The sequence below is a fragment of the Geobacillus sp. TFV-3 genome (genome assembly GCF_009901865.1).
GTDB lineage: Bacteria > Bacillota > Bacilli > Bacillales > Anoxybacillaceae > Geobacillus > Geobacillus thermoleovorans_A.
Map to the genome: position 1 here is coordinate 1,022,047 of NZ_MPSP01000001.1, position 21,180 is coordinate 1,043,226.

Consider the following 21,180-nt stretch of genomic DNA (forward strand, 5'->3'; position numbering starts at 1 on the left):
TATCATTATTTAATAAAGATATATATGTTAAGAAGGGAGCTAGCCCAAAAAGATGAAGGCGATCTACGCAAGAGTATCGACAGAGGAATCAGCTCAAAAGGGGTATTCGATCGCCCACCAGATTGATGAGGCCAAGAAAAAAGCAGGAACGGACCAAGTGCTGATATATACGGATGAAGGCTACTCCGGGGAGTTTTTAGAGCGACCAGGATTAGAAAGGTTGCGAACTGATGTACGAAAAGGACTTATTGATTCTGTAATTGTATACGATCCAGACCGTTTAGCACGAAATCTGATGCATCAGTTGCTCATTGATGACGAGTTGCGCAAAAATAACGTTGAACTAATTTTTGTGAACGGAGAGTACGAAAATACGCCTGAAGGCAAGCTGTTTTTTTCACTCAGGGGAGCTATCGCCGAGTTTGAAAAAGCGAAGATCCGGGAGCGCACCATGGCTGGAAGGCTGAGAAAAGCAAAAGAAGGCAAGATTGTCAAAGATGATAAAATTTATGGCTACGATTATGATAAACAAACAGGCCAACTTGTGATAAACGAAGAAGAAGCAGAAATTGTCCGGTTTATTTTCGACAGCTTTATCCGCCAGGATCGATTTCGGGGGATCAATGGGATTGCTCATTACTTGACGGAGAAAAAAGTGCCGACAAAAACAGGTAAAACAGTCTGGCATCGTCAAGTGGTGCGACAAATCCTGATGAATGAAACGTATATGGGGAAAAGGCCTCAAAACAAGTGGAATACGGAAGGAATGATTGCAAATCGGTATCGCAAGGATCAGAAAGTGCCCATGACGTTGCGACCAAAAGAGGAATGGATTTATGTTGATGTGCCTGCGATCGTGACGGAAGAACAGTTCAAGAGAGCGCAAATGCTGTTAGAGCAGTCCAGGCGCCGTTATGCCAGAACGACCAAGCATAAATACTTGCTGTCCGGCTTATTGCGCTGCGCCCAGTGCGGCAATACGATGACAGGGCGATATGCGAAAAATTGGGGGAAGTATTATCGCGAGTATACGGACATAAAGAACACAGCAGGCGCTAAACATCGGGGGTGCGGGATGAATGTCAGGGCTGACGAAATTGAAAATGTCGTATGGGCGCATCTAATTGAATTATTCAACAATCCGGATCGGTTACACGATTTCCAGCCTGAGAGAACGGACGGCAATTTTGAAAAAGCCGAGCTCGACAGGCTGGAAAAAGAAATTGAACGGGCAAGGAAAGGGCGTAAACGCTTATTAAGCCTTGTTACAATGTCCGATGATGATGAGATTGACCTAGGGGAAATCAAAGAAGAAATCCGCCGTCTGCAGCAGCGGGAGAAGGATTTAACTGAGCAATACGCCCAGTTGGAGCAACAATTAAGGGCACTGCAAGATAAAAAACCTAGCGAGCATATATTACGTGAAGCGATGGACTTTTTCACGCGGCATAAAGATGAATTAAGCTTTGAGATAAAGCAAGCAATAGTGCGCAAAGTGATCAAAGAAATTCGTGTAGTTGACAAAGATGATATTGAAATTATTTTATTTTGATTTACATTTATTTCCGCTCACTAATGACATCGAGAACGAAATCCTGATGCACCTGCGTTCATTAAAAAAAACGCGCAAAGACGTCTCGTTGCATGAGCCAATCGGCCAGGACAAAGAAGGAAACGAAATCAGCCTGCTTGATATTTTAAAAGCCGAAGGCGAAGACATCGTCGATGAAATCCACTTGAACATGGAGCTTGAACAAGTCAAACAATATATCAGCGTGCTTGATGAGCGGGAAAAAGAGGTGATCATCAATCGCTTTGGCCTCGGTCGGCAGCGGGAAAAAACGCAGCGTGAAATCGCCAAAGAGCTCGGCATCTCGAGAAGCTATGTCTCGCGCATTGAAAAACGGGCATTAATGAAAATGTTTCACGAGTTTTATCGGCAGGAAAAAGAAAAACGGCGGTCATAACCAAAGCGGGTTGCTGGTGCAGCGGCCCGCTTTTTTCAGTAACGGAAGAATAGAAATTATTTTAAAAAATTGAATTCTTTCGTTTATATCCTTTGATGAAGCGATTTCAATCAAAAATATTGACAGATTTTATTTTTAAAAGTAAAATAATTTTGTCGTCTTTTGTCTAAATTTGTCTAAAGGAGGCGAAAAAGCATCATGCGCAAGATCGGCTTGGCATGGCAAATTTTCATCGGCCTTATTCTCGGGATTATGGTTGGGGCCATTTTTTACGGAAACCCTAAAGTAGCGACGTATTTGCAGCCGATCGGAGATGTTTTTCTCCGTTTAATTAAGATGATCGTTATCCCGATCGTCGTCTCGAGTTTGATTGTCGGCGTCGCCAACGTCGGTGATGTGAAAAAGCTCGGAAAGTTGGGCGGCAAAACGATCCTTTATTTTGAGATCATTACGACGATTGCCATTATCATCGGCCTCTTGGCAGCGAACATTTTCCAACCAGGCGTCGGCGTCAATATGAAGTCGCTTGAGAAAACGGATATCCAGTCGTATGTCGATACGACGAACGAAGTGCAGCACCATTCGATGGTTGAAACATTTGTCAACATCGTGCCGAAAAATGTGTTTGAAGCGCTGTCGACCGGAAATATGCTGCCGATCATCTTCTTCTCGGTGATGTTCGGGTTGGGCGTAGCCGCGATCGGTGAAAAAGGAAAACCGGTGCTTCGCTTTTTCCAAGGCACGGCGGAAGCGATGTTTTATGTGACGAACCAAGTGATGAAGTTTGCGCCGTTTGGCGTTTTCGCCTTGATCGGCGTGACGGTGTCGAAATTCGGCGTCGCTTCGCTCCTTCCGCTCAGCAAGCTTGTTGTGCTCGTTTATGCGGTCATGGCGTTTTTCGTGTTGGTGGTGCTTGGCGCTGTGGCTAAATTGGCGGGTGTAAATATTTTCCATATTATAAAAATCTTAAAGGATGAATTAGTGCTTGCCTATAGCACGTCGAGCTCGGAAACAGTGTTGCCTAAGGTTATGGAAAAAATGGAGAAGTTCGGTTGTTCGAAGGCCGTGACATCATTTGTCGTTCCGACCGGCTATTCGTTCAACTTGGACGGGTCGACGCTCTATCAGGCGCTGGCGGCTGTCTTTATCGCTCAACTGTACGGCATCGATATGCCGATTTCGCAGCAAATCTCGCTTGTGCTCGTTTTAATGGTGACGTCCAAAGGGATTGCCGGTGTCCCAGGCGTATCGTTTGTCGTCTTATTGGCAACGCTTGGCACGGTTGGCATTCCAGTTGAAGGATTGGCGTTTATCGCCGGCATCGACCGCCTTTTGGACATGGCGCGCACAGTGGTCAACGTCATCGGCAACTCGCTGGCGGCGGTTGTGATGTCGAAGTGGGAAGGGCAATATAACGAAGAACAAGGAAAACAATACATCGCTGAGCTGCAGCAGCAAAGCGCCTAAGAGAAAAGTGGCTCAGATGTGTTGATTAACTAATAAAAACTATATATAGGTTGTCATAAAGAATTTCCGATCTCCATGTCCCGTCTTTACCACCTGACAAACTGGCACGGTGACAAGAAGAGCGAACAATGCCATGTAAAACAAAATTGCAACTTATATAGACTTCCATGGCGAAAAAATTTCGTCGCCATCGGAAGGGTGAAAATGTCCCTATGTTGAATGCTGCAACTTTACGCTACGCATTTTGGAGTTCGGGTATTTTCAGGATAGATGATAATCGACACTCGTGAAAGCGGCTGAATGACCAGCCGCTTTTCCTGTTTTGTTGGCAAGGAACGTATAGTATAATGAAAAAATGGACAAGGAAGCGAAAGACAAGGAGGAAAAACGGTGCACGAAGTCCTTCAATCGATGTTTTCCTTTTTGACCAGTTTAGGCTATGTCGGCATCGCTCTCGCCTTGATGGTGGAAGTGATCCCCAGTGAGATCGTGTTGGCTTATGCTGGCTATTTGGTAGCGCGAGGGGATGTCTCATTTGCTGGGGCTGTGGCAGCCGGGACAGTAGGAGGCGCAGTGGCGCAACTGTTTTTGTATTGGATGGGCTACTATGGCGGACGGCCGTTTCTAGATCAGTATGGGAAATATATATTGATCCAGAAAAAACATTTGGATGTGGCGGAACGCTGGTTTGCGAAATTTGGCCCCGGCGTCATTTTCAGCGCCCGGTTTATTCCCGTCGTCCGCCATGCGATTTCGATCCCCGCCGGCATTGCCCGGATGAAATGGCTGCCGTTTACGATTTACACGGTGCTGGCTATCATCCCGTGGTCCATCTTGTTTATTTGGTTGGGAGAGCAGCTTGGACACCGATGGCGGCAAATTGACGAGATGGCAACGCCGTACGTCCGCCCGGCGATCGCAGCGGCGGTGGCGGTGGCGGCGATTTACATCATTTGGCAACGACGGCGCCGCGCTGCAGATGAAAACGAGCGCATGAAATAGTTGCTCGTCCGCATGCTGTCGGCTATATTTATACATGAACCATCTTTTGGCTAAATTTTTATGAAAAATGAGGGACGAACGTGAAACGTTGGATTATGATTGCGCTGCTATTCGCTGTGGGGCTATGGCTTGTGCCATACAGCGTGCCGCTTCTCTTCGCGCTTGCGACCGCGCTTTTGCTGGAGCCGTCCATCCGCCGATTGCAAGAAAACTATAAGCTGAAGCGCGTGCACGCCGTCACGGCGATTTTTTCATTGTTTATCATCATTTTTGGGCTTTCCCTTTATTTTCTAGTCGTTATTTTTGTGCAACAAGTGATGGCGCTCTCGCAAAAACTGCCTTACGTGTTAAACGAAGCGACGAAAGTGCTCGACCGCCTCATTCAAACGTGGCAGTCATATTCCAGCTCCATTCCGCAGGAAATCATCGATTCGCTTGAACGAGGCGTCAATACCGTCGAGCAAATGCTTTTGTCGTTTGCGACCAACTTGACGCAGTCGCTCGTCCATTATATTGCCGCCATTCCGGCGTTTTTGATTCATTTTTTAGTGTATTTGATCGCGCTGTTTCTCATTTGCCTCGATTTGCCTCAGCTGAAGCAAGGCATGCGCCGCTATTTGTCCGAACGGACCGAACAGCGGCTTGGGATGGTCGTCGCCCAGCTGAGCAAAGCGGGGATCGGCTTTTTAAAAGCGCAGTTTTTGCTTAGTTTAATTACGTTTTTCCTCGCGCTGGCTGGCCTTTTCGTGTTGGGGGTCGACTATGCGGCGTTGATGGCGCTGGTCATCGTCGTCGTTGATATTTTACCGATTTTAGGAACGGGTTCCGTGTTGGTTCCGTGGGGGCTCATCAGCATGGCGAACGGCAACAATACGCTTGGCATCGGGCTCATCGTGCTGTTTGTCGTCATCACCGTCGTGCGCCGAATCATCGAGCCGAAAGTGTTTTCCACCAATTTGGGCATTTCCCCTCTCGCCGCGCTCGTCAGCGTCTATCTGGGGTTTCAGCTGCTTGGCTTTATCGGGTTGTTCGTCGGGCCGGTCGTTGTCATTTTGGTTGAGGCGCTTGCCAAAGCCGGAGTCATTAAATGGACGATCAAGCTTTGATTTTTTGGAATAAAGGTCTTTGCAGACGAAAGAGGAAAAACCGGCGAACCGCCGGTTTTTCTGTCTGGACATGGGGAAGGGAGTTTTGGCAAAGCGACGGCTAAACAAAACCGCCCGCTGAAGGCGCGGCGGTCACTGAGTGGATGTCGACGAATCATTGACGTCGGTGCGCGGCAAAATCAAAATTTCAACACGCCGGTTTTTCATCCGCCCGGCAGCGGTGGCGTTGGAGGCGATCGGCTTGTATTCGCCGTACCCTTTGGCGCTGAAATAGCGCGGGTCGAGTTGCTTGTTTTCAAGCAGCACTTTCATGAAATTGACGGCGCGCATGACACTCAGCTCCCAGTTGGAAGCAAATTTCTCGTTATGGATCGGCACGTTGTCCGTATGGCCGCTGATAATGATATTGCGCGGCGGGTTCATGACAAGCAAAGCGGAAATTTCCGCCGCAAGACGCCGGTCTTTCATGCGCACTTCGGCGCTTCCGGAGTCGAATAAAATATCATCCAAAATGGTAATGGCAAGCCCTTCGTCCGTCAAGGAAGTCTGCAGTTTTCCCGTCAGCTTGTTGTCGTGGATGTAGCTGTCGATTTTCGCTTTGATTTGCCCTAATTCTTCTTTTTCCTTTCCGTTTACGGCTGGGGAAGGCTGCTTTGCTTGATGCCGTCCTTCCTCGTCTTGGGCCGGTGGAGTGATCGGCTCGATCGGGCTTTGAAAGTCAAGAACACCCGTTCCGCCGGCAAAGGCGGTGCTGAAGGCGCGCGCAATTTCTTGAAACTTCTTTTGGTCGATTTGGCTGCTCGCAAACAAGACGATGAATAGGGCGAGCAACAGTGTCAACAAATCCGCGTACGGAATCAGCCATGCCTCGCTCATATGGTCGTCATGCTTGTTCTTTTTTTTCTTAGCCATTGGCCGTTTCCCCTTGCACCAGCGCTTGGCGCCGCTCGCTTTCCGGCAAGTATGAGGCGAGTTTTTGTTCGATCATGCGCGGGGCTTGTCCTTCCAAAATGGACAGCACCCCTTCAATCATGATGTAGCGCACGCGCGCCTCTTCTTTCGATTTCCGCCGCAGCTTGTTGGCAAACGGATGCCAAAGCACATAGCCGGTGAAAATGCCGAGCATCGTGGCGACAAACGCGGCGCTGATCGCCTTGCCGAGCTCGGCGATGTTTTCCATATTGCCAAGGGCGGCAATCAGGCCGATGACGGCCCCAAGCACCCCGAGCGTCGGCGCGTACGTGCCTGCTTGGGAAAAAATCGCGGCATTCGCTTCGTGGCGCTCTTCCATGGCAACGATTTCCTCTGTCATGACATCACGGATGAACTCTTGCGTTTGCCCATCGATTGCCATGCTGAGCCCGTTGCGCAAAAACGGGTCGTCAATGTCGTCCAATTTCGCCTCGAGCGCCAGCAGCCCTTCGCGGCGGGCGATATTCGCCCAATCGACGAACAGCGGAATCAGCTGTTCGACCGTTGGCGCCTTTGATTCCGTGAAAATGATTTTGAAAAGTTTTGGCACTTTTTTAATTTCCTGCGTCGGAAAGGCGATGACGACCGCTGCCGCCGTCCCGACGAGAATGATGAGGATAGCGGCCGGATTGATCAATACAGCAGGCGAAACGCCCTTAAAGTACATGCCCAACCCGACGGCAATGACGCCAAGGATGATGCCGATGACCGATGTTTTGTCCAAATGAATCCCCCCGCTTTTTCCATACGAACGATCTACGCCATTAGGCGTTTTTATGAAGAAACCATATTTATCATATACTGAATATAGAAGGTTGAAAAGGGAAAAAGGTGTGACATGAGACGCAAAAAGCCGCCCGCTCCATTAGGCTGACGGAAAGGGCGGCTCCGGTGATCGTCATATTTTTTTCAGTTTAAACGTGCCGACCATTAAAAACGATAAAATGAGCGCCAAAAACATAAACGATTGCGGCGGGAAGTACGGGATGGCTAAATAACCGAGCGTCATCAGCACCCCGGCGGCGGTGATCGGCAGCCCCGCGAAGTAGCCGTTGTTTTCTGTGATGTTGAACCGAGCGAGGCGGAAGGCGCCGCAAGCCATGTACAAAACGGTGAATACTGCGCCAGGCGCGCCGAACTCATGGAACAAGCCTTGGTACATCAGCAAGGCGGGAGCGACGCCGAAGGAGACGATGTCGCTCATCGAATCGAGCTGCTTGCCAAGTTCGGATTCAATGTTCATCTTGCGCGCCAGAGCGCCGTCAAAGCGATCGACAAACGCTGCTAAAAAAACGAGCAACACGCTCATATGAAGCTGTCCTTTCAGCGTAGCCAGGACGGAAAAGCCGCCAAGCGACAAGTTTGTCATCGTTAAAATGTTTGCCGCGTTTGCTTTCAGCTTTTTTAACGTATAATCTAAATAGTCCGATAAGAACAAGTTTCTCCACTCCTTTTCCAACAGAAAACGCCAAAAGAAAATTCTACTACCATTATACTCATTTTGGCGGTAATATGGAAGGTAGTAACGAATGGCGATGTTGCGCTACTGGAGGGAACGTGCTTGCGAAAATGGCTTTATCGTTTGTTCATCGAGCTGACCAATCACTCGCTTTCTTCAAAGCTGCTCGCTTCGTTTGCCAAATCGCGCCTCAGCGGGCTGTTGATATCATCGTATGCAAAAATTTATCATATTAACCAAGACGAAATGGAAAAAAGCCTAAAAAATTATAAGACGTTGCAGCAACTGTTCGTCCGCCGGCTGAAGGCCGGGGTGAGGCCGGTCGATGGTGATGAGCATACGGTCGTCAGCCCGGTCGACGCTGTCATTGAAGACATGGGCGCGATTCGAGAAAACTGTGAAATGATCGTCAAGGGAAAGCCGTATTCCATTGCGGAAATGCTCGGCAGCGTTGAAGCGGCACAACCATATGTGAACGGGTTCTTTTTTATTCTGTATTTAAGCCCGAGCCATTATCACCGCATCCACAGCCCAATATCTGGAGTGATCGAAAAGCAGTGGGCGCTCGGCCGCAAGTCGTATCCGGTCAACCGTCTTGGCTTAAAATATGGGCGTCGGCCGCTCGAAAAAAATTACCGCCTCATTACCGAGGTCACAGCCGGCGGCAAGCGCTTGGCGATCGTGAAAATCGGCGCCATGTTCGTCAACAGCATTGAATTGACCCATGAGGGTGAGCAGCTTGTAAAAGGAGAGGAAATGGCGTATTTTTCGTTCGGTTCAACGGTCGTCTTGCTGTTTGAACGCGGAAGTTTCGCACCTGACCCGCGCATTGTTGCGCCCATGCCGATCAAGGTCGGCGAGCGGCTCGGCTATTGGTGCGGGGCGCACGAGCGCTAAGGCTTTCGGAAACAAAAAAAGCCCGAAGGCCTTCGTTTATGAGGACAGCTTAATTTTGTGGGTCAGTGAACGGCGCTGGATTTCTTTTTCAATCAACTCGATGAATTCCGGGCTGAGGTTGAGCTCTTTCGCCTTGAAGTACGACTCGATCAACAGCTCGTCGGACAAATGTTTCATCAGGGGCGTCCTCCTTTTTTTGGATGGAATATGCCAAACATGTCATACATATAATGGTAGGTTACTTACAATGTACCATGGCTTGTGAAAGAGAACAACCGTTCTGTTATCCACAGAAAACGGTGGATAACATGTGGAAAACATGTTTATAAAGCGTAGGAAGTGTGATGGTCAGCTTGTGTATAATGTGGGCAACAGTTATCCACAAGATGGAGAGGTGCAAAATTTGTCGAAAATTTTTTCTATTTATCATCGTAAGCTTTGTTTTGAAACAAATGATAAAATTCGCTATGATGGGAAAAGCAAATGGAAAGGCGGGTGTCCGGCATGCTTCACTACTTTTTGCCAAGCCAGTTTGCCGCCCGTGTGATCGACATTACTCCGGATGAACTGAAGCAAAAAGGGGTTAAAGGGATCATCACCGATCTGGACAATACGCTCGTTGAATGGGATCGGCCGAGCGCCACCCCAGAGCTGGCCGCATGGTTTGATGCGATGAAGCAGGCGGGCATTAAGGTCGTCATCGTATCGAATAATAATAAACAACGCGTGCAGTCGTTTGCTGAGCCGCTTGGCATTCCATTCATCTTTGAAGCGCGCAAACCGTTGACACGCGCGTTTTTGCGGGCGTTAAACATGATGGAGCTTAAGAAAGAGGAAGTCGTCGTCATCGGCGACCAGTTGCTGACCGATGTGCTTGGCGGCAACCGGCTCGGACTCAACACGATTTTAGTCGTTCCCGTCGCCCAGACGGACGGATTATGGACGCGTTTCAATCGGAAAGTGGAGCGGAGAATTTTAAACATGATGCGCAAAAAAGGGATGATTTACTGGGAGGAATGATCGTGGAGCCACAACTGCGTTGCATCGGCTGCGGAGCGGCCATCCAGTTTGACGATCCGAAAAAGGCGGGCTATGCGCCGAAAAGCGTGCTCGAAAAAGAGGCGGAAGAAATCATTTGCCAACGTTGCTTCCGCTTGAAACATTACAATGAAGTGCAAGACGTGCCGCTTGATGACAGCGACTTTTTAAACATGCTGCATCGGATCGGGGAATCGAAGGCGCTTGTCGTCAACATCGTTGACATTTTCGATTTCAACGGCAGCTGGATTCCTGGCTTGCCGCGGTTTGCGGCTGAAAATCCAATATTGCTTGTCGGCAACAAGGCAGATTTATTGCCGCGGTCGGTCAAATACCCGAAGCTGCTGCGCTGGATGCGCCGCATGGCGGAAGAGCTCGGGCTGCATCCGGTGGACGTCTGTTTGGTGAGCGCGGCGAAAGGAATCGGCATGGCGAAGGTGATGGAAGCGATTGACCGCTATCGCGAGGGCGGCGATGTGTATGTCGTTGGCTGTACGAATGTCGGCAAGTCGACGTTCATCAACCGGATCATTGAAGAAGCGACCGGCAAAGGGAATGTGATTACTACGTCATATTTCCCGGGGACGACACTCGATATGATCGAAATCCCGCTTGAGGGCGGGGCGACGTTGTATGATACGCCAGGGATCATCAACCATCACCAAATGGCGCACTTTGTCGATGCGCGCGATTTGAAAATCATTACGCCAAAGCGGGAAATCCATCCGCGCGTTTATCAGCTCAACGAAGGGCAGACGCTCTTTTTCGGAGGCTTGGCCCGCCTCGATTACATCAAAGGCGGGCGCCGCTCGTTCGTCTGCTACATGGCCAATGAGTTGACGGTTCATCGGACGAAGTTGGAAAAAGCCGACTCCCTTTATGCCCATCAGCTTGGCGATTTGCTGTCGCCGCCAAGCAAACGCTATGTTGCTGAATTTCCGCCGCTTGTGCCGCGCTCGCTGTCGGTGAAAGAGCGGAAGACGGACATCGTCTTTTCCGGACTCGGCTGGGTGACGTGCAACGACCCGGGCGCTCAGCTCGTCGTTCATGCGCCGAAAGGGGTCGACGTGTTGATTCGCCAGTCGTTGATTTAATGGAAAGCGGGAGGGGGAGAAACGTGGAAAAGGTATACGGGTTGATCGGATTTCCCGTCGAGCACTCGTTGTCGCCGCTCATGCATAACGATGCATTCGCCCGTTTGGGCATTCCGGCGCGCTATCATTTGTTTTCCGTTGAATCGGGGCAAGTCGGTGCGGCGATCGCTGGCGTGCGGGCGCTCGGCATCGCCGGGGTGAACGTGACCATCCCGCACAAATTGGCAGTCATTCCATTTTTGGACGAAGTGGACGAGCCAGCGCGCCGCATCGGGGCGGTCAATACGATCGTCAATAACGACGGCCGGCTCGTCGGCTATAATACAGACGGACCCGGTTATGTCCAAGCGCTGGAAGAGGAAATGAACATCACCTTGGACGGCAAGCGGATTTTGGTGATCGGCGCTGGCGGCGGGGCGCGCGGCATTTACTTTTCGTTGCTGTCGACGGCAGCCGAGCGCATCGATATGGCCAACCGGACGGTGGAAAAAGCGGAGCGGCTCGTCCGCGAAGGGGACGAGCGCCGCTCGGCGTATTTTTCACTCGCCGAGGCCGAAACGCGGCTTGATGAATACGATATTATTATCAATACCACTTCTGTCGGCATGCATCCGCGTGTCGAGGCGCAGCCGCTTTCCCTTGAGCGGCTGCGGCCAGGGGTGATCGTTTCCGATATTATTTACAACCCACTGGAAACGAAATGGCTGAAAGAAGCGAAAGCGCGCGGCGCCCGCGTGCAAAACGGCGTCGGCATGCTCATATATCAAGGGGCGCTGGCGTTCGAAAAGTGGACCGGCCAATGGCCGGATGTCAACCGGATGAAACAGCTTGTCATCGAAGCATTGAGGAGGTAACATATGCTAACGGGAAAACAAAAACGGTTTTTGCGCGCGCAAGCCCATCATTTGAAACCGATTTTTCAAGTCGGCAAAGGCGGCGTGACGGAAGCGATGACCGAACAAATTGCGGCGGCGCTCGAAGCGCGCGAGCTGTTGAAAGTGAGCGTTTTGCAAAACTGCGAAGAAGACCGCCACGCCGTAGCTGAGCAGCTCGCGGCTGGAACGGGGGCGGAAGTCGTGCAAGTGATCGGCAATACGATCGTCTTATACAAAGAATCGAAGGAGCATAAACAAATCGTTCTGCCTGATTGATCTCGGGAGCAACCACGGCAGGCGGCGGGAGGAAAGAATATGGGGAAAATTGGGGTTTTTGGCGGCACGTTTGATCCGCCTCATTACGGTCATTTGCTCATGGCGAATGAAGTGCTTGACGCCCTTCAGTTGTCAGAAATTTGGTTTCTGCCCAACCGCATTCCTCCCCATAAGCAGCACGAGCAAGTGACGAAAAGCGAAGACCGGTTGCGCATGCTCGAGTTGGCAGTGGGTGACCATCCGCACTTTCACATTGAGACGATCGAACTCGAGCGGGAAGGGCCTTCGTATACGTACGACACGATCCGCCAGCTCGTCGCGATGCATCCTGATGACGAGTTTTATTTCATCATCGGCGCCGATATGGTCGAATATTTGCCGAATTGGCACCGCATCGAGGAGCTCATCGAGTTGGTGACGTTCGTCGGCGTCAAGCGGCCTGGGTTTTCCATGGAAACGCCGTATCCGGTCATTGAGGTCGAGGCGCCGCAGTTTGCCGTTTCTTCCTCGCTCATCCGCGAGCGGGTGCGGAACGGACAGACGATTCGCTATCTCGTGCCAGAAGGCGTTAGACTTTATATTGAGGAGAAGGGGCTATATGGAGCGAGAACAGGCGTTACTGATCGTGAAACAACAGCTGACAGAGCAGCGCTACGAGCATACGCTTGGCGTTGTCGAAACCGCTGTTAAGCTCGCCAAGCAATACGGTGCCGACGCGAAAAAGGCGGAACTGGCGGCGATTTTCCACGACTATGCCAAATTCCGTCCAGTCGAGGAAATGAAACAAATCATTTTGGCGCAAAATATGCCCAACGATTTGCTTGCTTACAACAGCGAGCTATGGCATGCGCCCGTTGGCGCCTATTTAGTGCAGGCAGAAGTCGGCATCGACGATCCGGAGGTGCTGGATGCCATTCGCTACCATACGTCGGGAAGGGCGGGAATGACGCTGCTGGAAAAAATTATTTATTTGGCCGACTATATGGAACCAGGGCGCCGCTTCCCCGGCGTCGATGACGTACGGCGCTTGGCGGAAGAAGACCTCAATCGGGCGCTGTTGCAGGCGGTGAAAAATACGATCGCGTTTTTGCTTGAGAAGCGCCAGCTCATTTATCCAGATACGATTCATGCGTACAATTCACTCGTGCGTGAAGTGAAGGGGGAAGCAAAAAGGTGACGGAACAAGAGGCGTTGCAGCTTGTCGTCCGCGCGGCGGATGACAAAAAGGCGGAACAAATTGTCGTCTTGAACATGAAAGGCATTTCGCTTGTCGCCGATTATTTTGTCATTTGTCATGGCAATTCAGACAAACAAGTGCAGGCCATCGCCCGCGAAATTCAAGACCAAGCGGAAGAACACGGCCTGCCGGTGAAGCGGGTCGAAGGATTCCATGAGGCGAAATGGGTCCTTGTCGATTTGGGCGACATCGTTGCCCATGTTTTTGCCAAAGAGGAGCGCGAGTATTACAACCTCGAACGGCTCTGGGGGGACGCCCCGACGGAAGACGTCGCGGCTGTGCTGCAGCCATGACGTACGGCCGCTTCGCCGATTGGTATGACGCGCTCATGTCCGAGGCGCCGTACGGCGCATGGCAATCGTTTGTTGAACGGGCATTCGCCCAATACGCCAAACGTCCAGGCAGAAGGGTCATGGACATCGGCTGCGGGACGGGAGAGCTTGCCATTCGCCTCGCCAAGGCGGGATGGCAAGTATCCGGCGTCGACGTGTCCGAGCATATGCTTGCTATCGCCCAGGCGAAAGCTGAAGCGGCGGGAGTGGAGGTGCCGTTTTTCGAGCAAAACATGGCGGAGCTCGACGGGTTTTCTGACTTGGATGGCGCCTTTATTTTTTGCGATGCGCTGAACTATTTGACAGGCGAAGAGGATGTCAAGCGGACGTTCGCCGCCGTCTATCGCGCCCTTGGCGGCGGCGGGCTGCTTTTGTTTGACGTCCATTCCGTCTACAAAACGGACGTTTTGTTTCGCGATGCGGTGTTTGCGGATCAAGACGAGGACATCAGCTACATATGGACATGCCATCCACTTGACTGGCCGCACAGCGTCGGGCATGAATTAACCTTTTTCGTCCGCCGTGGCGCCCTTTATGAGCGCTATGACGAATGGCACGAACAGCGCACGTTCGAGCGCGCCGCCTATGAGCAATGGCTTTATGACGCCGGTTTCGAAGTGCTTGAGGTGACCGCTGATTTCACCGATGCGCCCCCGACCGAAACGGCGGAGCGCTTGTTTTTTGTCGCGCGGAAGCGGTGAGGGGCGAAGAGTGAGAAATCATAAAAAAGAAACGTGGATTAGGAAGATTTAGGGGGATTTTGGTTGAAACATAAAATAATGCAGGGAAAATGATCTATCGTTTTGCATCCGGCTTTAATAGTTGGCTGAGGATTGAAACGAGTGTAATGTCAACCAAACGTAATTGGAAGAAATCTTGTGCCGGGCTCAATAGCCGAATGAGGATCGAAAATATAGATCAAAACAAGCAACAGCTAAAAGGTTCAACGACGATGGAATCCAACGAAAAATCCGTAAATATGAAAACCCCAGCCGTACAAGCTGGGGTCCATTTTTTTTTTGTCGAACGAAGCAGGATTTTCGCTGTTGCTTGTCGAATATCAAGGAAACTGTTGCTTCACCTTCTCCACATCTTCTTTAAACTTCTCATGCGTTTTCGCCAGCACTTCTTCGAAGACTCCGTTCATTCGTTGTTCCAGCACAGCGATGCCTTCCCCGGTAATGCCGCCTTTGACGCATACTTTTTCCTGCAACGTTGGCAATGTGTACAGATTCCGCTTGAGCAGTTCTCCAAGGCCGATGATCATATCGGTCGCCAGCATCGTCGCTTGTTCTTTCGTGATGGCGGTTTTGGACGTCGCGGCGTCGATGAAGCGCTGAAGCAAATAGCTGAAAAACGCCGGGCCGCAGCTTGAGATGTCGGAGGCGACGCGGGTGATGGCCTCGTCGATGTATACCGGCGAGGCGATGCGCCGGAGAAGATCATCGATCGTTTGCCGGCAATCGGTCGAACAGCGCGATCCGAAGGTGACGAGGATGCTGCCGGAGAGCGCCCGGTTTGCAATGCTCGGAATGGCGCGCACGACTTGGCAAGGGACGGCCGCTTCAAGCTGTTCGACGCTGATCGGGCTTGTGATCGACACGAGGCAATGTTCCTGTGTCCAGTAAGGGTTCAGTTGCTGCAATAATGGGTGGATGTCGAGCGGTTTGATGCATAAAAAGATGACATCGGATTGTTTGACGACTTCTGCGGCGTCGGCAGCCACCGTAATGCCAGGATATGTGTGTTGTATGGCAAACGCTTTTGCAAGCGTGCGGTTCGTAATGACCAGTTCATTCTCTTTGACGGCGCTGGAGTCGAGGAACGCTTCGATTAAGATGGTGCCCATATTCCCCGTGCCGATGACGCCGATGTTCATGTGTTGTCCCTCCTCCCGGTTTTGGTTCACCGGAACTCTCTTTTTCGATATGTATGAGAAAAAGGCTCGGTTTATGACTTGAGATAGAAAGGATGGGATCGTATGTGGGAGCATGTGCAGGAGTTTGGAAAACGTTATGGGAAAGCGGGGGTGCTCTTGTTGTTTGCCGCCGCGGCGGGGTTGTGGGTGTTTCGTCATCCGACGGATGAAAAGGGGCAAGTCGTCTTGCCAGCGGCGGCTGAAACGGATGGCGCCCGGACGGAAGAACAAAAGGACGAGGCGTCCAAAACTGCTGTGGTGGATGTGAAAGGGGCGGTCGCGAAACCAGGGGTGTACGAGGTGGCGGCGGACGCCCGCATCCGCGATGTCATCGTCCTAGCTGGCGGATTGACGGATGAGGCAGATGAAACGAAAGTCAATTTGGCGGCAAAAGTGCTCGATGAAATGATGATTTACGTGCCGGCAAAAGGCGAGGCCGCACCGGCGTCAAATACCGTCGGCAAGTCTCCGAGCGGTGGAGCTCGGGACGGGCCGCAAGTGGCGGTCAATACGGCGACGGAAGAAGAGTTGATGCAGCTTCCCGGCATTGGACCGGCGAAGGCAAAAGCGATCATCGCCTATCGCGAAGAACACGGGCCGTTTCAGCGGGCGGAAGACTTGTTGAATGTGACCGGAATTGGCGAAAAAACGTTGGAGAAATTGAAACCGTACTTGCTTGTGCCGTAAAGGCTCAGGGGCTTGTCGACACGTTTCGGATTGACGGGGGCGGGAAGCGGCCGGTAGACTAAAAACATGGAAACAAGCGGAGGGATGGAAAATGGAACGAATCACGTGGGATCAATACTTTATGGCGCAAAGCCATTTGCTCGCGCTGCGCAGCACGTGCACAAGGCTGGCAGTCGGGGCGACGATTGTGCGCGATAAGCGCATCATCGCCGGCGGGTACAACGGCTCGATCGCCGGTGGCGCTCACTGCATTGATGAAGGGTGCTACGTCATTGATGGGCATTGTGTGCGGACGATCCATGCGGAAATGAATGCCATTTTGCAATGCGCTAAGTTCGGCGTCCCGACCGAGGGGGCCGAGATGTATGTCACCCATTTTCCGTGCTTGCATTGCTGCAAGGCGATCATTCAAAGCGGCATTCGCGCTGTCTATTATGCGCAAGACTACAAAAACCACCCGTACGCCTTGGAGTTGTTTGCCCAAGCCGGCGTCCGGCTCGTGCAAGTGCCGCTGAAAACGGATGTGTTCGCCTTGCTTTCCGGGGGCGGAGGGGAATCATGAAAGGACAAGCTGTCTATCCCGCTGCGGCGGCGCTCTTTGCCGTGGCGGCGGCCTCGCCGTCCAAAACTGCATGTTTTCTCCTTATCGTTTATCTCCTTGTTCTTTTCATCTGCCGTCCGCGCTGTTGCCTTCCCGCTCTCGTTGCCGCTCTCTTCTTTTTTGTCTACTTTCTCATCGTTGACCATCATAACCAAACGTCCCTTTCCGGCGGCCGTCATTCGCTTTCCGTTCGTTTTTCCGCCGCGCCGGCGATCGACGGTGATCGATTGCAGGCGGCGGTGCAATCTGGTAAGGAGTGGGTGCAGCTCCGTTACATCATTCGGACGGCTGCGGAAAAGGAAGCGTTGCGTGCGCGTCTTATGCCCGGGGTCGTGTGCCGGGTGAGCGGAATGCTTGAACGCCCCATGCCAGCCGGCAATCCGTATGCGTTTGATTACCGTCTTTATTTGCGCCGCCACCGCATTCATTGGCTCTTTCTCCCTGAGGCGATCGATCTTTCCGCTTGCGTGCGCGTCCGTCCCACCATCATCGAACGGCTTGAAGCTATTCGCGAGGCTGGCGTTCGCCGGATTGAAGCTCGGTTTCCGCCGGAAGCGGCAGGCATTGCCGCTGCACTCATTTATGGCGAACGTCGCTCGCTGGATGAGGCGGTGCTGGACGGCTACCAGCGGCTCGGGCTCATCCATTTGTTGGCAATTTCCGGCGGCCATGTCACTTTGCTTGTCGGCGCCGCATTTGCCGCTGCCATTCGGTTTGTGACGCGCGAAGCGGCCGTGCTTGCTTTGCTCGTTTTCTTGCCTATGTATGCGGTGCTCGCCGGCGCTTCGCCGTCGGTGCTGCGCGCTTGTGCGACCGGGATGATTGTGTTGGCCGTCCAGTGGAAAAAAGGAACAATCCATCCGCTGGATGCGTTGAGTTGGACAGCGTTGGCGCTGCTCGTCTTTGATCCATATATGGTTTGGGATGTCGGCTTTCAACTATCGTTCATTGTCACGTTCGTCCTTCTTGTTCATTTCCCTGTGTCTGTCTCCGTTCGTTCACCTCTTGGGCGCCTGTTTCAAACGGCGCTTGCCGCTCAGCTCGCCGCGCTGCCGGTTTTGCTTTACCATTTTTACGAAGTTTCTGTTTGGAGCGTAGGACTCAACGTCTTCTTTGTCCCTTGGTATTCATTTGTCATTTTGCCGCTCGCTTTTCTATCCACAGTTTTTTCCTTTTCTCCGATCATTTGGCTGTTTAGCCGCCTCATTGAACTGACGGACGCGGTTGTCCGTTTTTTCTCGGTCGATTACTCGTTTATGCTTGTGCTCGGCCGTCCAGGGCCGTGGTGCTTAGCTGTCTATTTGACGGCCATCGCAACGGCGTTTTTGGATTGGGAACGCGGCCGCCTGCTCCGCGGATTGACAGCGGTGGCGGCGGCGACGGCGCTTCAGCTGGCCGCCCCGTATGTGGATCGGAAAGGGGAAGTGACGGTATTGGATGTTGGGCAAGGGGACTGTATTTATATTGAGCTTCCTTATCGAAAAGCAGTCTATCTCATTGACACCGGCGGGACGCCGGAATGGGCGAAGGAACCATGGCGCCAGCGGTCGCAGCCGTTTGCCGTCGGCCGCGATGTCGTCGTGCCGTTTTTAAAAGCGCAAGGGGTGCGAACGATCGATAAGCTCATATTGACGCACGATGACGCCGACCATATCGGGGCCGCGCCTGAGGTGCTCGAAGCGGTCAAAGTGAAGGAAATTGTCACAAGCCCAGGAGCGCTGCCGCGCGTCCAAAAGATGGCGCGGCCGTTTTCCGTGCCGGTGGCCGCCAGCGTGCGGGGGGATCGGTGGAAGGTGGTGGATGCCGCGTTTTCCGTATTGCACCCGGAGGCGGGAAACAATGAGGATAATAACGGCTCGCTTGTATTGCTCGCCTACCTTGGCCGCTTGACATGGCTGTTTGCTGCGGATATCGAGGAAGAGGCGGAACAGGCGATCATCCGCGCTTATCCGACGCTGCGCGTCGATGTATTGAAAGTCGCCCACCATGGCAGCAAAACGTCGACAACAGAGCCGTTTTTGCGGACAGTCAAGCCGCGAGCGGCCATCCTTTCCGTCGGCCGCGACAATCGCTACGGGCATCCGTCCCCCGAGGTGCTTATGCGGCTTGGGCAACAACGGGCGATCATTTGGCGGACGGATGAAAACGGAGCCATTCGGTATGTGTATGACGAAAACGGTGGAACCTTTCAGGTGATGAAACCATAAGATGTAGTGCACAAAAAACGGAACGTTTCAGCAGAACCAAAAAATAAGGATTGCTTATGTAAGCAATCCTTATCGACCGAAAAATTCGATCAACGTTGCGATGATGAACATGGTAGCGAAAAAGCCGAACGACACGATGAATCCGACGGCGGAATCGACGGCGTCATTTCGTTGGCTTTGCACTTCTTTTTCAAATACGTTCATCGTTTTCCTCCTCCTCGTTCAATCATTTTTAGTATAGACGAAAACGCGTGAAAAATCTACCGCCGCTCGCTTCTTTTCCTTCCTTGACAACAGTTGACACAAATACTTTCAAACAGCCGGGAAAACATAAAAATAACCCGCTGGCCAATAAGGTCCTAGGACTTATAGGCCAGCGTTTATATAAAGGGGAACCGGTTTTTTCGGCAGCCGGTTCCCTTGTAAAATGACAAAAAACGGTGTATCTTTTCTAGCAGAGACGTTTGCTAGGGAATGGAGACGGGAACATGCTGGAACGCGTATGGGAAAACATTGAAAAGAGGCGGTTTTCTCCCCTTTATTTATTATACGGCAATGAGCCGTTTTTATTAACGGAAACGTATGAGCGATTGGTGAACGCAGCGCTTGGCCCCGAGGAGCGGGAGTGGAATTTGGCTGTGTACGACTGCGAGGAAACGCCGGTCGAGGCGGCGCTTGAGGAGGCCGAGACGGTGCCGTTTTTCGGCGAGCGGCGTGTCATTCTCATCAAGCATCCGTATTTTTTTACGTCTGAAAAAGAGAAGGAGATCGAACATGACTTAGCGAGGCTGGAGGCGTACTTGAAGGCGCCGTCGCCGTTTTCGATCGTCGTCTTTTTCGCGCCGTACGAGAAGCTTGATGAGCGAAAAAAAATTACGAAACTCGCTAAAGAGCAAAGCGAAGTCGTCATCGCCGCCCCGCTTGCCGAAGCGGAGCTGCGTGCTTGGGTGCGGCGCCGCATCGAGAGCCAAGGGGCTCAAGCAAGCGATGAGGCGATTGATGTCCTGTTGCGGCGGGCCGGGACGCAGCTTTCCGTCTTGGCGAATGAAATCGATAAGTTGGCCCTGTTTGCCGGACCGGGCGGAACAGTTGAGGCGGCGGCGGTTGAACGGCTTGTCGCCCGCACGCCGGAAGAAAACGTATTTGTGCTCGTTGAGCAAGTGGCGAAGCGAGATATTCCAGCGGCGTTGCAGACGTTTTACGATTTGCTTGAAAACAATGAGGAACCGATCAAAATTTTGGCGTTGCTTGCCGGTCATTTTCGCTTGCTTGCGCAAGTGAAATGGCTCGCTTCCTTAGGCTACGGACAGGTGCAAATCGCGTCGGCGCTCAAGGTGCATCCGTTCCGCGTCAAGCTCGCTCTTGCCCAAGCGGCCCGCTTCGCTGACGGAGAGCTTGCTGAGGTGATCAACGAGCTCGCTGACGCCGATTACGAAGTGAAAAGCGGGGCGGTCGATCGCCGGTTGGCCGTTGAGCTGCTTCTGATGCGCTGGGGCGCCCGCCCGGCGCAAGCGGGGTGTCACGGCCGGCGGTGAAGCGCTTGCCCGGTCGTTTGCCGTGAACAAAAGAAAAACAAAAAACGACCTGGCGCCAGGTCGTTTTTGATTAGGAAGCTTGGATGCTGTTCAATTTTTTCGCTAAGCGCGATTTTTGCCGGCTGGCGGCGTTTTTATGGATAAGGCCTTTGCTTGCAGCTTTATCTAATTTTTTCGAAGCAATAATGAATGCCTCGCGCGCTTTTTCCACGTCTTTCAATTCAACAAGCGCTTCAAACTTTTTGATCGCTGTACGCATGGCCGATTTCATCGAGGCATTGTGAGCCCGGCGCTTTTCGTTCGTTTTCGCGCGTTTGATCGCTGATTTGATGTTAGCCACGTTCGTTCACCTCCGTTACCGTTCCTATTTCTGTTGTGAACAACAGGAAGAACAAATGTTATTCTATCAAACGTGTTTTGATTATGCAAGAGTGTTCAAGCGAAAATCCTTTACGAAACATGAATGACCGGGCCTGATTGCGGCGACAATAAAAGAAAACGGCAGAAATG

24 protein-coding genes and 1 pseudogene are annotated in these 21,180 nt (G+C 51.9%); 18 read left to right on the forward strand and 7 right to left on the reverse strand.

The window, feature by feature from the left end; genetic code table 11:
* Positions 1-52 precede the first annotated feature (52 nt).
* The 5 genes and pseudogenes from BJQ97_RS05135 to ytvI all read left to right on the forward strand — a co-directional run bounded on the left by BJQ97_RS05135 (position 53) and on the right by ytvI (position 5,542).
* Positions 53-1,552 carry a recombinase family protein gene (locus tag BJQ97_RS05135; protein ID WP_160155760.1) on the forward strand — a complete coding sequence of 500 codons (1,500 nt, stop codon included), beginning with the start codon at positions 53-55 and terminating at the stop codon, positions 1,550-1,552.
* Positions 1,553-1,580: 28 nt separating this feature from the next.
* Positions 1,581-1,967, forward strand: a pseudogene (locus tag BJQ97_RS05140) (sigma-70 family RNA polymerase sigma factor); the annotation flags it as partial.
* 198 nt (positions 1,968-2,165) lie between these two features.
* Positions 2,166-3,434 carry a cation:dicarboxylate symporter family transporter gene (locus tag BJQ97_RS05145; protein ID WP_160155761.1) on the forward strand — a complete coding sequence of 423 codons (1,269 nt, stop codon included), beginning with the start codon at positions 2,166-2,168 and terminating at the stop codon, positions 3,432-3,434.
* Positions 3,435-3,824: 390 nt separating this feature from the next.
* Positions 3,825-4,436, forward strand: coding sequence for an undecaprenyl phosphate transporter UptA (gene uptA / locus BJQ97_RS05150; protein ID WP_160155762.1), 612 nt, complete (start codon positions 3,825-3,827; stop codon positions 4,434-4,436).
* Positions 4,437-4,516: 80 nt separating this feature from the next.
* Complete coding sequence (gene ytvI / locus BJQ97_RS05155) at positions 4,517-5,542, forward strand: sporulation integral membrane protein YtvI (protein WP_160155763.1); 1,026 nt, start codon at positions 4,517-4,519, stop codon at positions 5,540-5,542.
* Positions 5,543-5,674: 132 nt separating this feature from the next.
* Here the strand turns inward: ytvI and motB are convergent, their stop codons facing one another.
* From motB to pssA, 3 genes are all read right to left on the reverse strand, one after another.
* Positions 5,675-6,454: a flagellar motor protein MotB gene (gene motB / locus BJQ97_RS05160; protein WP_013524187.1), complete on the reverse strand. Its 780-nt coding sequence runs from the start codon at positions 6,452-6,454 to the stop codon at positions 5,675-5,677.
* Positions 6,447-7,238, reverse strand: a complete 792-nt coding sequence (gene motA, locus BJQ97_RS05165; protein ID WP_160155764.1) for a flagellar motor stator protein MotA — start codon at positions 7,236-7,238, stop codon at positions 6,447-6,449. The genes motB and motA overlap by 8 nt, the downstream gene beginning before the upstream one ends.
* A 174-nt stretch (positions 7,239-7,412) precedes the next feature.
* Positions 7,413-7,952 carry a CDP-diacylglycerol--serine O-phosphatidyltransferase gene (gene pssA, locus BJQ97_RS05170; RefSeq protein ID WP_160155765.1) on the reverse strand — a complete coding sequence of 180 codons (540 nt, stop codon included), beginning with the start codon at positions 7,950-7,952 and terminating at the stop codon, positions 7,413-7,415.
* Between the two features lie 123 nt (positions 7,953-8,075).
* Between pssA and BJQ97_RS05175 the strand changes: the two genes are divergently transcribed.
* The gene (locus tag BJQ97_RS05175; protein WP_160155766.1) at positions 8,076-8,870 is read left to right on the forward strand and encodes a phosphatidylserine decarboxylase; all 795 of its coding nucleotides are present in this window, start codon (positions 8,076-8,078) and stop codon (positions 8,868-8,870) included.
* Positions 8,871-8,906: 36 nt separating this feature from the next.
* On the opposite strand, the gene sda is transcribed toward BJQ97_RS05175, so the two are convergent.
* Positions 8,907-9,047, reverse strand: coding sequence for a sporulation histidine kinase inhibitor Sda (gene sda / locus BJQ97_RS05180; protein WP_008879941.1), 141 nt, complete (start codon positions 9,045-9,047; stop codon positions 8,907-8,909).
* Positions 9,048-9,374: 327 nt separating this feature from the next.
* Here sda and BJQ97_RS05185 point away from each other — a divergent pair, with 327 nt between their 5' ends.
* From BJQ97_RS05185 to BJQ97_RS05220, 8 genes are read left to right on the forward strand one after another with little or no spacing between them, the layout of a single operon-like run.
* Positions 9,375-9,890, forward strand: a complete 516-nt coding sequence (locus tag BJQ97_RS05185; protein ID WP_160157541.1) for a YqeG family HAD IIIA-type phosphatase — start codon at positions 9,375-9,377, stop codon at positions 9,888-9,890.
* Between the two features lie 2 nt (positions 9,891-9,892).
* Positions 9,893-11,002 carry a ribosome biogenesis GTPase YqeH gene (gene yqeH / locus BJQ97_RS05190; protein ID WP_160155767.1) on the forward strand — a complete coding sequence of 370 codons (1,110 nt, stop codon included), beginning with the start codon at positions 9,893-9,895 and terminating at the stop codon, positions 11,000-11,002.
* Positions 11,003-11,025: 23 nt separating this feature from the next.
* Positions 11,026-11,856: a shikimate dehydrogenase gene (gene aroE / locus BJQ97_RS05195; protein WP_160155768.1), complete on the forward strand. Its 831-nt coding sequence runs from the start codon at positions 11,026-11,028 to the stop codon at positions 11,854-11,856.
* Between the two features lie 3 nt (positions 11,857-11,859).
* Positions 11,860-12,153 carry a ribosome assembly RNA-binding protein YhbY gene (gene yhbY / locus BJQ97_RS05200; RefSeq protein WP_013524182.1) on the forward strand — a complete coding sequence of 98 codons (294 nt, stop codon included), beginning with the start codon at positions 11,860-11,862 and terminating at the stop codon, positions 12,151-12,153.
* A gap of 39 nt (positions 12,154-12,192) precedes the next feature.
* On the forward strand, positions 12,193-12,843 hold the full coding sequence (locus tag BJQ97_RS05205) for a nicotinate-nucleotide adenylyltransferase (protein WP_160155769.1): 651 nt from the start codon (positions 12,193-12,195) through the stop codon (positions 12,841-12,843).
* Entirely contained in the window at positions 12,752-13,330 is a 579-nt protein-coding gene (gene yqeK, locus BJQ97_RS05210) for a bis(5'-nucleosyl)-tetraphosphatase (symmetrical) YqeK (RefSeq protein ID WP_160155770.1), read from the forward strand. The genes BJQ97_RS05205 and yqeK overlap by 92 nt, the downstream gene beginning before the upstream one ends.
* Positions 13,327-13,683, forward strand: a complete 357-nt coding sequence (gene rsfS, locus BJQ97_RS05215; protein ID WP_044730768.1) for a ribosome silencing factor — start codon at positions 13,327-13,329, stop codon at positions 13,681-13,683. Before yqeK ends, rsfS begins: the two co-directional genes overlap by 4 nt.
* Entirely contained in the window at positions 13,680-14,423 is a 744-nt protein-coding gene (locus BJQ97_RS05220) for a class I SAM-dependent DNA methyltransferase (protein WP_160155771.1), read from the forward strand. The genes rsfS and BJQ97_RS05220 overlap by 4 nt, the downstream gene beginning before the upstream one ends.
* A 359-nt stretch (positions 14,424-14,782) precedes the next feature.
* Here BJQ97_RS05220 and comER read toward each other — a convergent pair whose 3' ends face one another.
* Positions 14,783-15,601: a late competence protein ComER gene (gene comER / locus BJQ97_RS05225; RefSeq protein ID WP_160155772.1), complete on the reverse strand. Its 819-nt coding sequence runs from the start codon at positions 15,599-15,601 to the stop codon at positions 14,783-14,785.
* Positions 15,602-15,703: 102 nt separating this feature from the next.
* On the opposite strand from comER, the gene BJQ97_RS05230 reads away from it, so the two are divergent.
* The 3 genes from BJQ97_RS05230 (at position 15,704) to BJQ97_RS05240 (ending at position 19,135) form a co-directional block, all read left to right on the forward strand.
* Entirely contained in the window at positions 15,704-16,327 is a 624-nt protein-coding gene (locus tag BJQ97_RS05230; RefSeq protein WP_160155773.1) for a helix-hairpin-helix domain-containing protein, read from the forward strand.
* Positions 16,328-16,418: 91 nt separating this feature from the next.
* A complete protein-coding gene (locus tag BJQ97_RS05235) occupies positions 16,419-16,889 on the forward strand; it encodes a ComE operon protein 2 (protein ID WP_160155774.1) in 471 nt (156 codons plus the stop codon).
* On the forward strand, positions 16,886-19,135 hold the full coding sequence (locus BJQ97_RS05240) for a DNA internalization-related competence protein ComEC/Rec2 (RefSeq protein WP_160155775.1): 2,250 nt from the start codon (positions 16,886-16,888) through the stop codon (positions 19,133-19,135). The genes BJQ97_RS05235 and BJQ97_RS05240 overlap by 4 nt, the downstream gene beginning before the upstream one ends.
* A gap of 69 nt (positions 19,136-19,204) precedes the next feature.
* Here the strand turns inward: BJQ97_RS05240 and BJQ97_RS05245 are convergent, their stop codons facing one another.
* A complete protein-coding gene (locus BJQ97_RS05245; RefSeq protein ID WP_011231993.1) occupies positions 19,205-19,339 on the reverse strand; it encodes a YqzM family protein in 135 nt (44 codons plus the stop codon).
* Between the two features lie 284 nt (positions 19,340-19,623).
* Between BJQ97_RS05245 and holA the strand changes: the two genes are divergently transcribed.
* Positions 19,624-20,670 carry a DNA polymerase III subunit delta gene (gene holA, locus BJQ97_RS05250; RefSeq protein WP_160155776.1) on the forward strand — a complete coding sequence of 349 codons (1,047 nt, stop codon included), beginning with the start codon at positions 19,624-19,626 and terminating at the stop codon, positions 20,668-20,670.
* Positions 20,671-20,740: 70 nt separating this feature from the next.
* On the opposite strand, the gene rpsT is transcribed toward holA, so the two are convergent.
* Positions 20,741-21,010, reverse strand: a complete 270-nt coding sequence (gene rpsT, locus BJQ97_RS05255) for a 30S ribosomal protein S20 (RefSeq protein ID WP_160155777.1) — start codon at positions 21,008-21,010, stop codon at positions 20,741-20,743.
* Positions 21,011-21,180: the final 170 nt, after the last annotated feature.